We start from the raw sequence: 12,122 nt of genomic DNA on the forward strand, positions 1-12,122 counted from the left end.
GTGCCGCCGGGCGGCGGCGCGGCCGTGGACGGGCGCGGCTGCTCGTTGAGCAGCGTCCCCGCGCTCGGCACCTGCGCCGTGCCCGGCAGCGGCACCTGTTGCGCCCACGCGGTGAGCGCGCCGCCGCACACCACGCTTACGCCCGCCGCGCGCGCCAGAAAGAAGGCTTTGGATTTCATGACGTCTTTCACTGCTGCATCCTCATCGGGCGAAGCCGGTTACATCGTCGATCAACGCGCGACCGAAAGCCGCCAGTTGCCCATCAGGTCGAAGGGCGCCCAGTAGAACGGATGCGCGAACCGGCTCTCGGCGAGCACGGCGAGCTGCGCGTCGCGCATCGCGTCGATGGCTTCCTCGCCCTTCGTGAGCGAGCCGTAGAACGTGCGCATCGTGAGCGCGGTGGATTCATCGGAGACGGGCCACATCGAAACGAGCAGCGCCGATGCGCCCGCGTAGAAGAACGCGCGCGTGAAGCCCATGATTTCGTCGCCGCGCTCGATGCGCCCGAGCGCCGTTTCGCACGCCGACAAGGTGACGAGCGCGACCGAATCGAACTTCAGGTTGTAGATGTCCTGCGCGAGCATCGGATCGGGGCCGTCGGCGGGCTGCTTCGCGGGCGCGAGCAAGACGCGCGAATGCAACGGGTCGATGGTGTCGGCCTGCGCGTGCGTCGCCACGTGCACGATGCGGCCTTCCGGCGCGTTGTCGCTGAAGGTCTTGCGCGTGACGTCGCCCTGCACGAAGGTCTCGCGTCGGGCGAAAAGCGGCCCGATGGCGCGGACTTCGGCCTCGGCGCCGGGCAGATCGAATTCCGGCGCGATACGCGGATTGCCGAACGCGACGAGATTGCTCGCGATGCGCTGCTGCCGCCGCACCAGTTGCACCGCGACGCTCGCCGACGGCGCGAGCGCGAGCGCGTGCCGCTGGATCATGAATCCCTGTGCATTCCTGAGCGCCTGGAACGGCATGTAGTGCAGCGCGCCGTTGGGCACGATGACGAGCCGCTCGTTCGGACGCAGGCCGAGCGGCGCGACGAGCAGCGCGTCGAGTTTTGCGCCGTAGGTGAGCGCCTGCGGACGGCCGCGGATGATCGCCGTGCGGAAATCGCCGACGGCGAGCGTCATGTCCTTGCGCGGAATCGGCAGCGTGAAGCCCTGAATGCCGTCGCGGCGCACGACCCACGCGATCATCCTGTCGGCGAGGCCGTGATATTCGACGATCGCCTCGCCGGGATTCAGCGCGCCGCGCACGTCGTCGAGCGAGAGCGCGCGGCCGTTCAGTTGCGTCTCGTCGACGTTGGCCGCGAGCCGGTTGCGCACGACGTCGAGCAGCGCGCGGCTGCGGCTTTTCTCGGAGAGCGACCAGGCGAGCGGATAGTCGCCGTCCTCGACCACGAGCGCGATCGTTTCCTCGAAGACCGTCTGCGTATCGGAGAAGAGGCCGGTCTTGAATTCGTCGCTGCGAAAGCGCGCGCGGATGGTCTCGGAATCGTCGAGTGCGGCGAGCCACGCTTCGCGCGCCTTGCGTCGGTCGCCGAGCGCGAGATACGCGCGGCCCATGCCTTCGTGCGCCCACAGATTGTCGTAGCTCGCGTCCGTGCCGCCTTTCGTCGCGCTCGCGATGAACGCGTCGAGCGCCGCCTGCGGCTTGTTTTCGGCGAGCAGCAGATTACCCTCGATGCGCCTGTACAACGGCGCGAGCAAGGTCTTCTCCACGCCGCTCGTTTGCCCGAAGGTCGCGCGCGCGCCCGCCGCATCGCCGGTGGCGATCTGCGCGTTGGTGATCGAGAGCAGCACCATCGGCCGATACCGCTCCGAGGCCGCCGCGAGCGCCGCGCGATATTCCGTGAGCGCGCCGGCCGGATCGCCGCGCCGCGCCGCGATATCGCCGAGCACCTTGTGCGCGGGTGCGAGCACCTGCTCGGGACTCTTCTCTCCGGCGGCGATGGCTTCCTTCGCGTAGCGCTCGGCGTCGTCGAGATCGCCGGCGTAGCTGTAGGCGATGGCGAGATCGCGGCGCGACAGCGCGGCGAGGTTCGCGTTGTCCGTCTGACGCGCGACGACGAGCGCCCGCGACGCCGCCTCGATGCTCTGCCGGAAATCGCCGCGCTCGGCCGCCGCCACCGACATGCTGCAGTACGCGTAGCCGTCGAGCTTGACCTGATCGCGCGCAAGCAGAAGCCGTCCTTCCTGCGACAGCGTCGCGATGGTCTCCGCATCGCGCACGCGGGCTTCGGCCTGGCGCGCGGCGGGCGTGAGGGCTTCGTCGCGGGCGGGCGGCGCTTTCTGCGCCGTCTGACCGCGCGCGCCCGGCGTGGCAACCGCAAGCGCCGCGAGCAGCGCGAGCGCGGCGCCAAGCCGCCATGCCGCGCCGCTTGGCGCGCGAGCACCGGCCGCAATGCGGGCCGGCGCGATCCGCTCGATCGGTTTCACGAATGCGCTCCTCGAAGACCGTCGCCTCGCACCGGCGCAACCGGCGTGCTGCCGGCGCGGTGCCCTCACTAGACGAAACACCGCGACGGTTTTGAAAAGCGCGGCGGTTTCGTTCGTCTGCTGCTGTGTCCGAAGTCACCCAGGAACCGCGCTTCGATGATGGACACCTCACGCCTGTGCGCCGCGCTCATCTGTGCCTTCGCGCTCGTCGCCTGCAAGTCGCCGCCACCGCCGCCCGCGCCGACGATCGTGCGCATAAGCGTGAATGCGCTCGCGGGCGTGAATCCCGATCACGCCGGGCGTCCGTCGCCGGTCGTCGTGCGCGTGTACGAACTGAAGACGACCGCCGCCTTCGACGCCGCCGACTTCTTCACGCTCTACGGCAAGGATCAGGCGACGCTCGGCGGCGATCTCAACGCGAAGAACGAATACATGCTCAGGCCCGGCGACAGCCGCAGCGTCGAGCAGACGGTGCAGCCGGGCACGAAGTTCGTCGCGGTCGTGGCGGCGTATCGCGATATCGAACGCTCGCGTTGGCGCGCGAGCGCGCCGGTGCCGGCGAATCAGACGACGCTGCTGACCGTGCGCATCGATGCCGCCGATGTATCGATCGCCGCGCAGCCCGCGCCGCCGCCGGCAAAGAAGAAGTGACGACGCGCCGCTTTGCAAATCGGCCGCGCTGAATCGTTCTCTGAGCATCGAGCCCACGCGGACGCGAGGCACCATGACCTGGCATCAACGCATGATCTGGTCCGAGGGGCTGTTCCTCGAACCCCAGCATTTTCAGCAGCACGACCGCTTCATCGAGCATCTCGTGCGCTCGCATGCGCGCGCGACCGAGGCGTGGTCGTGGGGCTGGGCCGCCGTGATGCTCGACGAAATCGCGCTCGGGCTCGGCAAGATCGCGCTCGCGTCGGCGTTCGGCGTGCTGCCGGACGGCACCGCGTTCTCCTTTCCGGACGACGCGCCCGCGCCGCCGCCGCTCGACATTCCCGCCGGCACGCGCGACGAAATCGTGCTGCTCGCGCTGCCGCTCGCGCGCGCCGGCGCGAAGGAGTTCGACGCCGACGGCCATATCGACGGCAGCGTCGACGGACTGCGCTTTCGCACGACCGACACATCCGTCGCCGACGTGACGACGAGCACGGATCGCGTCGCGCAGATCCGCGTCGGCGCGCCGAACCTGCGGCTCATGCTCGCGCGCGACGCCACCGACGCCTTCGCGACCATCGGCCTCGCGCGCGTGCTCGAACGGCGCGCGGACAATCGCGTGCTGCTCGATCCGGCCTACATTGCGCCGATGCTCCACGCGCACGCCGACCCGCGCCTCTTCGGCTACGCGCAGGAACTCGCGGGTCTCGTGCATCAGCACGCGGACCGGCTCGCGAGCCGCCTCGCGAATCCGGGGCGCGGCGGCGTCGCGGAAATCGCCGATTTTCTGCTGCTCCAGACGCTCAATCGCTTCGAGCCGCAATACGCGCATCTGCTGCAGGTGCCGCTTCTGCATCCCGAACGCCTGTATCAGACGACGCTCGCGCTCGCCGGCGATCTCGCCGCCTTCGACGAGCGCCGCCGCGTGCTCGCGTATCCGCCCTATCGCCACGACGATCTCGCCGCGTCGTTCGAGCCGCTCATGCGCGACGTGCGGCAACTCATCGGCATCGTGCGCGAGCCGGATGCCGTCGCGATCGAATTGCAGAGCCGCAAGCCGGGCGTGCGCGTCGCGCTCATCAACGATCTGGAGCTCGTGCGCAGCGCGGGCTTCGTGCTCGCCGCGAACGCGCAGATGCCCGGCGAGGCGCTGCGCACGCGCTTCCCGACGCAGGTGAAAGTCGCGCCCGCCGAGAAGCTGCGCGATCTCGTGAATCTCGCGCTGCCGGGCATCGGATTGCGCGCGCTGCCGGTCGCGCCGCGCCAGATTCCGTTTCACGCGGGCTTTTCGTACTTCGAACTGGATCGCGGCGGCGAGTTGTGGAAGGAGCTGGAGCAGACCGGCAATCTGGCGATGTACATCGCCGGCGACTTTCCCGCGCTCGAACTGGAATTCTGGGCGATCCGTCATTGACGACAACGAGCACATCGAACGACATGACGAACGACGACGATCCCTTCGCAGGCTTCGAATCCGACCAGACGATGATCAAGCCCAATCCCGGCGCGCGGCGCCGCGGCGCGGGCGGCGGCAACACGGAAGGCGCGTTCGCGGCGGGCGCGCCGGCCGGTTCGGAGCAGCGCGCGTTCGATGCCGCCTTCGCGGGCGGCGGCGCGGTCAATTCGCTCGTCGCCGCGTGCGCGCCGCTGTTGCAGCTCGCGCCGCGCATCCGCACGATGAGCGCCTGCGCCGATCCCGCCGCGCTGCGCGATTCGCTCGCGGCGGGCGTGCGCCGTTTCGAGGACGAGGCGCGCACCAACGGCATCGCGGCGGAACAGGTGACGGCGGCGCGCTACATCGTCTGCACGATGCTCGACGAAGCCGCTTCCGGCACGCCGTGGGGCGCGGGCGTCTGGGCGCGGCAAAGCCTGCTCGTGACCTTTCACAACGAGGCGTGGGGCGGCGAAAAAGTCTTCCAGTTGCTCGCGCGGCTCGCGCAGAAGCCCGCGCAGCATCTGCACTTGCTGGAGCTGGCGAGCATGGTGCTGGCGCTTGGCTTCGAGGGACGCTATCGCGTGGCGGCGCAAGGCAGGCAGACGCTCGACGCGATCCGCGCGCGGCTGCATCAACTGATCCGCAAGGAGCGCGGCGAGCCCGAGCGCGCATTGTCGCCGCACTGGCAAGGCGTGCCGACGGCGCGCCGCCGCACGACCGACGTGCTGCCGGTGTGGGTCGTCGGCGCATTCGCGCTGCTGCTGCTCGCCGCCGCGTGGCTCGCGATGAGCTTCCAGCTCGGCCGCGCGTCCGACCCGGCGTTCGATACGCTCGCATCGATCCGCGCGGGCGCGCAGCGTCCGCTCGTCGTCACGCAGGCGGCGCGGCCGCGTCTCGCCGAATTCCTCGCGCAGGAGATTCGCGATGGCCTCGTCGCCGTCGATGACCGCGTCGACCGCTCCGTCGTCACGCTTCACGGCGACAACCTCTTTCGTCCCGGCAGCGCCGAGATCGCCGGGGAGACGCGGCCGCTGATCGGGCGCATCGCGGCGGCGCTGAAGGCGGTGCCGGGCAAGGTGCTCGTGACGGGCCACACGGACGACCGGCCGATCCGCTCGGCGCGCTTTCCGTCGAACTGGGAGCTCTCGCAGGAACGCGCGGCGAACGTGCGCGATCTGCTCGCCGCCGCCGTCGCCCCCGAGCGCCTGACGGCCGAAGGCAAGGGCGACGCCGATCCCGTCGCGCCGAACGATTCGCCCGCCGGCCGCGCGCGCAACCGGCGCGTCGAGGTGACGCTGTTCGCGAAGCCGGGAAGCTGACATGAAAAAGCTCTTCGCGATCCTCTTTCATCCGGTGCTGCTGCTCCTGGTCGGCTTGCTGCTCGTCTCGGGCGCGATCTGGATCGCCGGGCCGCTCGTGTCGTTCGCGCGCACGTATCCGCTCGAATCGACGACGGCGCGCTTCGTCGCGATCGGCTGCGTCGCGCTTTTGCTGGTGCTGCGGCGGGTCTGGGCGGCGTGGCGCGCGCGGCGCACGCAGGCGGCATTGTCGGCGGGACTCGCGGCGCCTCGCGAAGCGCCGCGCCGCGACGCCGCGACGCCGAGCGCCGGCGAAGCGGAAGTCGCGACACTCGGCAAGCGTTTCGACGAAGCGCTCGCCGTGCTCCGCGACGCGCGCATCACCGCGTCCGGCGGAAAACCCGGCTGGCGCGACTGGGTCACGCTCTCGGGCCGGCAATATCTGTATCAGTTGCCGTGGTACATGTTCATCGGCGCGCCGGGCGCGGGCAAAACCACGGCGCTCGTGCATTCGGGCTTGCGCTTTCCGCTCGCCGAACGGTTCGGCACGGACCGGATTCGCGGCGTCGGCGGCACGCGCAATTGCGACTGGTGGTTCACCGACGAAGCCGTGCTCATCGACACGGCCGGCCGCTACACGACGCACGAAAGCGACCGCGACACCGACCAGACCGCGTGGCAGGGCTTTCTCGCGCTGCTGAAGAAGACGCGCCCGCGCCAGCCGATCAACGGCGTGCTGCTGACGCTCGCCGTCCCCGACCTGCTCGCCGCGACGCCCGCGAGCACCGACGAAACGGCGGCGATCCTGCGCGCCCGCATGCGCGAGCTGACGAAGGCGTTCGGCACGCGCTTTCCCGTCTACGTGCTCGTCACCAAGACGGACCTGCTCGCGGGCTTCACGGAATTTTTCGCGGACATGCCGAAGGAAGAGCGCGCGCAGGTCTTCGGCTTCACGTTCCCTTTCGATCCGAAGCAGGCGTTGACCGATGCCGATTTGCGCGCGCATATCGACACCGAGCTCGACGCGCTCGAAGCGCGGCTCGTCGCGCGTCTGCCGGATCGGCTGAACGCCGAGAGCGGCCTCGCGCAGCGCGCGGCGATCATGGGTTTTCCGCAGCAGTTCGCGGCGTTGAAGCCGGTGCTCGCCGATGCGCTCCGCGCGACCTTCGTGCAGTCGAAGCACGAGGACATGCCGCTTCTGCGCGGCGTCTACTTCACGAGCGGCACGCAGGAAGGCACGCCGATCGATCGCGTGCTCGGCTCGCTTGCGCGCGCGTTCGGCATCGAGCGCGGCGTGCAGCCGCCGCGTCCGTCGAGCGGGCGCAGTTATTTCATCGAGCGGCTTCTGACGCAGGTCGTGTTCGCCGAACAGGGGCTCGCCGGATCGAACCTGCAATGGGCGCGCAGGCGGCATGGCTGGCGGCTCGGCGCCTATGCGGCGATCGCCGCCGTGACGGTCGGCGTGCTCGCGCTCTGGGGCACGAGCTATCTGCGCAATCGCGCCTACGTCGCGAATGTCGATCACAGCGCGCGCGCGGCGAAGGAAGCGGTCGCGGGGACATCGGCGGCGGGCACGAATCTCGTCGCGCTGCTGCCGCTCTTGTCGGCGGTGCGCCATCTCGCCTCGACGCCGCAGGTCGATGCCGCGCATCCGCCCATCGCGATGCAATGGGGCCTGTGGCAAGGCGCGAAGCTCGATGCCGGCGCGACGGGCGCATACGATCGCCTTCTGACCGATCTGTTCCTGCCGAAGCTCGCGGCGCGCATCGAAGAGCAGGCGCGCAGCGCGAGCCCGGCGAATCCCGGTTACGCGTACGAAGCGCTCAAGGCGTATCTGATGCTGAATCAGCCCGATCATCAGGATGCCGACGCGCTCAAGGCGTGGATTCTCACCGACTGGGACCGGTCGCTGCCGCGCGAAGTCGGCAACGAGGAACGCGCCGCGCTCGCCGGTCATCTCGACGCGCTTTTCGCGCGCGGCGTCGTGCATCCGAATCTGCCGTTCGACGAGCGTCTCGTCGCGCATCTGCGCGGCATGCTCGCCGCGAGCACGCTTGCGCAGCGCGTGTACGGGCGCGTGAAGCAGCAAGGCGTGGGCGCGGATTATCCGGAGTTCACGGTCGCGCACGCGGGCGGGCCGAACGCGTCGCTCGTCTTCACGCGGGCAAGCGGCGCGCCGCTCACGCGCGGCGTGCCGGGGCTCTATTCGTTCGACGGCTATCGCAAGGCGTTTCTGAAAGCCGTCGATGAAACCGCCGCGCAACTCGCCGCCGAAGAGCCGTGGGTGCTCGGCATCCGCGATCAAAGCGGCCTGCCGCGCGGCGATCCGGCGGCGATGCAGCGCCTCACCGAAGACGTGCGGCTGCTCTATCTCCAGGACTACGCGCGCATCTGGACGGAATTCCTGAACGACATCCGCATCGTGCACGCGGATACGCTCACGCAATCGACGCAGATCGCGCGCATTCTCTCCGCGCCCGACTCGCCGCTCGCCGCGCTTTCGAAGGCGGCGTCGCGCGAAACGACGCTCGGCGCGAAGCCGGAAGGCGAAACGACCGTCGTCGATCGCGCCAACGACAAGCTCGGCGCCGCGCGCGAAAAGCTGCTGAAGGTCATTCGCGGGTCCGATCCCACGCAGATCGCGCCGGTCGCGCCGGGCGCGCAGCTCGAAAGCATCGTCGATGACCGGTTCACCGGCCTGCGCGCGCTCGTCACGAGTCCGGGCGCGGGGCAGCCCGCGCCGATCACGCAGACGCTCGCCGTCATCAACGACGTCTACATCTATCTCAGCGCCACCGACGAAGCCTTGCAGCAGAAGACCGCGCCGCCGCCATCCGACGCGCCCGCGAAGCTGCGCGCGCTCGCTCCGCGCATGCCCGAGCCGATCCGCACCGCGCTGCTCGATCTCGGCAGCCAGGGCGCGGGGCAGGCGCAGCAGGCGCGGCGCGTGAATCTGTCGGCGGATCTGAAGGAGTCGATTTCGGCGTTCTGCAATCGCGCGGTGAGCGGACGTTATCCGTTCAATCCGGACTCCGGGCGCGACGTGCTTCCCGAGGATTTCGCCACGCTCTTCGCGCCGGGCGGCAAGTTCGACGATTTCTTCCAGAAGAACCTCGCGCCGGACGTCGATGTGTCCGCGAAACCGTGGGCGTTCAAGAAGTCGGATTCGTCGGCGACGCAGATCAGCCCGGCCGGGCTCGCGCAGTTCGAGCGCGCGGCGACGATCCGCGGCGTGTTCTTCCGCGCCGGCGGCAAAACGCCCGCGCTCGCGTTGCAGTTCAAGCCGCTCGACATGGACCCGACGATTCTCTCCTTCACGCTCGATGTCGACGGCCAGGTGCTCACCTACGCGCACGGCCCGCAGATCGCGACCGCCATCCAGTGGCCCGGCACGCGCGGCTCGCAACGCGTGAGCCTGCAACTGACGCCGCCGCCGACGAGCGGCGCGCGCAATCTGGTGTTCGAAGGACCGTGGGCGCTCTTTCGCATGTTCGACCGGCTCGACGTGCAGCCGACCGAACAGCCGGAGCGCTTCATCGTCACGTTCGATGTCGAAGGGCGCAAGACGCGCTTCGAAGTGACGGCGAACAGCGTCGAGAATCCGTTCCGGCTCGCCGACCTGCGCGCGTTCTCCTGTCCGGAGCGCCTATGAACGACGCGGATGGCGTCGCGCTCGCGGACGACGGCGCGGCGATCGCAGGCTGGTACGGCAAGCTGCCCTCGCTCGGCGATTTCGCGGCGCGCCGGCTCTCCGACGCATTCGTCGCGCCGTGGGACGCGTGGCTCGCGCAGCGCGTCGCGGAAACGCAGCTCGCGCTCGGCGACGAATGGCTCGCGCTCTATCTCACGTGCCCGGTGTGGCGCTTCTTCGCGATGCCGGGCGCCATCGCGCCGACGCTCGGGGCGTGCTGGACGGGCGTCGTGATGGCCTCGGTGGATCGCGTCGGGCGGCATTTTCCGTTGACGATCGCGGCGTCGATGCCGGCGGCGCCATCGACGGGCGGCGAAGTCGCGGCGCTCTGGCAATGGCTCTCGGCGATAGAAAGCGTGGCGCTCGCCGCGCTCGATTTCGATCACAGCATCGAGCGGCTCGACGCGCAGCTCGCGACGCTGCCGGTGCCGCAGCCGGTATCGCAGGCAGCGCACGCCGGCACGCGCGCCGCCGTGTTGCAGGAGCCGTGGATCGTGCAGTCCGCCGCGACGCTGCCCGACGCGCTCGCCCGCACGTTCGCGCCCGTCTGGCAGACGGAGGTCTACGGCATGAGCATGTGGACATCGGCGCAGAGCGCGCCCGTTTCGAACGATGCGGAGGAAGAACAGGACGCGACGCCGCGCCCGTTCACCATCTGGCCCGTGTACGGCCTGCCCGACACGGCGCTCTTCACCACACTGCTGCGGGACTGCGGGTCATGAACGCGACAGGCAGGCTCCCGGGCGAGGACGGCGGCACGACCGGCAACGCCGGCAAGACCGAAACCAATCCTGGCGACGCCGCCGAGGACAAGACGGTGATCGTCAGCGGCGCGCGCGTGCCGTCGCCCGCCAAACCGGCGATGGCGGAAACCGGCACGCCCGGCGCGCCGCCGATGCACAGCGTCCTGCCGCCCGGCACGCGGCTCGGCGAATTCGAGATCGTGCGGCTCATCGGCGAAGGCGGCTTCGGCATCGTCTATCTGGCTTTCGATACGTCGCTCGATCGCTACGTCGCGGTGAAGGAATACATGCCGGCGGCGCTCGCGTCGCGCGTCGGCGTCACGCAGGTGCAGGTCAAGTCGGAACGCTACGAGCCGATGTTCCGCGCCGGGCTCAAGAGCTTCATCAACGACGAGGCGCGGCTGCTCGCGCGTTTCGATCATCAGTCGCTCGTGAAGGTGTATCGCTTCTGGGAAGCCAACGGCACCGCCTACATGGCGATGCCCTACTACAGGGGCGTGACGCTCAAGGACACGCTCAAGGCGATGAAAAAGCCGCCCGACGAAGTCTGGTTGCGCGCGCTGCTCACTCCGCTGCTCGACGCGCTCGCGGTGCTGCACGCGTCCGACTGTTTTCATCGCGATATCGCGCCGGACAACATCATCCTTCTGGAAGGCAGTCACCGGCCCGTGCTGCTCGACTTCGGCGCGGCGCGGCGCGTGATCGGCGACATGACGCAGGCGCTCACGGTGATCCTCAAGCCGGGCTATGCGCCGATCGAGCAGTACGCCGAAGTGCCGTCGCTGCGGCACGGGCCGTGGACGGATCATTACGCGCTCGCCGCGCTCGTGTATTTCGCGATCTCCGGGCGAACGCCGCCGCCATCGGTCGGGCGCGTGGTGAAGGACAGCTATCAGCCGCTCGCGAAACTCGCCGCGGGCCGCTATTCGGATCGATTTCTGAAGGCGATCGATCATGCGCTCGCGGTTTCGCCCGCGCATCGGCCGCAGACCGACCGGCAATTCGCCGCAGAGCTTGGCATCGCGCTCGACGACGCGCCCGATTCGCGCGCCAGGAGCCGCGCGGGCGCATCGGCGGGGCGCAGGCGCGTCGGCTGGATGATCGGCGCGGCGTGCCTGCTCGCGGCGGCGGGCACGCTCGGCTGGCTCGCGCCGAAGTTCACGCCGCATCGAACGGCATCCGATCACGTCGCGAGCGCGGCAAGCGCGGCGAGCGTGGCGGCCTCGGCGACGGTCGCCGAGCCTGAGAAAGCTGCATCGGCGGTCGTCCCGCCGCCGCCCGCGCTGCCGCCGTTCACGCCCGACGGCGAATTCGCGCGCATTGTTTCGCTTGCCGATCCATCGTTCGATGTGACGGTGGACGTGCCGGTTGCGCGCGCCGTCGTCGACAAGGATTTGCTGCGCTTCGCGCTCACGAGCAATCGCGACGGTTACGTGTACGTGTTCGTCGTCGATCCGGCGAATCAGTATTTGCAACTGTTCCCGAACGCGCTCGACCGCGACAACCGCATCACCCGCAAGAAGCGTCTCGTGCTGCCGCGTCCGGGCTGGCCGATGCAGGCGGGCGAGCCGGTCGGCGAAAACCATTTCATCGCGATCGTATCGGCGGCGCCGCGCGACTTTTCGGCGCTCGACTTCGCGCACGACGCCGTGTTCGCCAGTCTCTCGGCCGAGGCGCAGCATGCGGCCGCCACGCAGCGCACGCTCACGGCGTCGCCCTTCGCGGGCAAACCGTCGTGCGACGAGAAGGCCGCGTCGTGCCCCGTCGCATACGGCGCGGCGGCGTTCAAAATCGACGTCGTCCGTTCGTCTAAATAGCGGCATCACCTCCGAAGACCAGGCATCCGGCGCTTCGGCCGCGAGACGAGGGCAT

Annotated in this window: 7 protein-coding genes; 6 read left to right on the forward strand and 1 reads right to left on the reverse strand. The window is 69.5% G+C overall.

Annotated elements, in window-relative coordinates; all coding sequences use genetic code 11:
• Positions 1 to 230: 230 nt before the first annotated feature.
• A complete protein-coding gene (locus tag NOV72_RS30750) occupies positions 231 to 2,432 on the reverse strand; it encodes a CHAT domain-containing protein (protein WP_245933223.1) in 2,202 nt (733 codons plus the stop codon).
• Between the two features lie 156 nt (positions 2,433 to 2,588).
• Between NOV72_RS30750 and tssJ the strand changes: the two genes are divergently transcribed.
• The 6 genes from tssJ to NOV72_RS30780 all read left to right on the forward strand — a co-directional run bounded on the left by tssJ (position 2,589) and on the right by NOV72_RS30780 (position 12,067).
• A complete protein-coding gene (gene tssJ / locus NOV72_RS30755) occupies positions 2,589 to 3,083 on the forward strand; it encodes a type VI secretion system lipoprotein TssJ (RefSeq protein ID WP_106858283.1) in 495 nt (164 codons plus the stop codon).
• A 73-nt stretch (positions 3,084 to 3,156) separates the two neighbouring features.
• Entirely contained in the window at positions 3,157 to 4,497 is a 1,341-nt protein-coding gene (tssK, locus tag NOV72_RS30760; protein WP_106858284.1) for a type VI secretion system baseplate subunit TssK, read from the forward strand.
• A 23-nt stretch (positions 4,498 to 4,520) separates the two neighbouring features.
• The gene (locus NOV72_RS30765; RefSeq protein WP_106858285.1) at positions 4,521 to 5,837 is read left to right on the forward strand and encodes a DotU family type VI secretion system protein; all 1,317 of its coding nucleotides are present in this window, start codon (positions 4,521 to 4,523) and stop codon (positions 5,835 to 5,837) included.
• A 1-nt stretch (position 5,838) separates the two neighbouring features.
• Complete coding sequence (gene tssM, locus NOV72_RS30770; RefSeq protein ID WP_106858286.1) at positions 5,839 to 9,468, forward strand: type VI secretion system membrane subunit TssM; 3,630 nt, start codon at positions 5,839 to 5,841, stop codon at positions 9,466 to 9,468.
• The gene (tagF, locus tag NOV72_RS30775; protein ID WP_106858287.1) at positions 9,465 to 10,229 is read left to right on the forward strand and encodes a type VI secretion system-associated protein TagF; all 765 of its coding nucleotides are present in this window, start codon (positions 9,465 to 9,467) and stop codon (positions 10,227 to 10,229) included. The genes tssM and tagF overlap by 4 nt, the downstream gene beginning before the upstream one ends.
• Positions 10,226 to 12,067, forward strand: a complete 1,842-nt coding sequence (locus NOV72_RS30780; protein WP_106858288.1) for a serine/threonine protein kinase — start codon at positions 10,226 to 10,228, stop codon at positions 12,065 to 12,067. The genes tagF and NOV72_RS30780 overlap by 4 nt, the downstream gene beginning before the upstream one ends.
• Positions 12,068 to 12,122 lie beyond the last annotated feature (55 nt).

The sequence above is a fragment of the Caballeronia novacaledonica genome (assembly GCF_900258035.1).
GTDB classification, from domain to species: domain Bacteria; phylum Pseudomonadota; class Gammaproteobacteria; order Burkholderiales; family Burkholderiaceae; genus Caballeronia; species Caballeronia novacaledonica.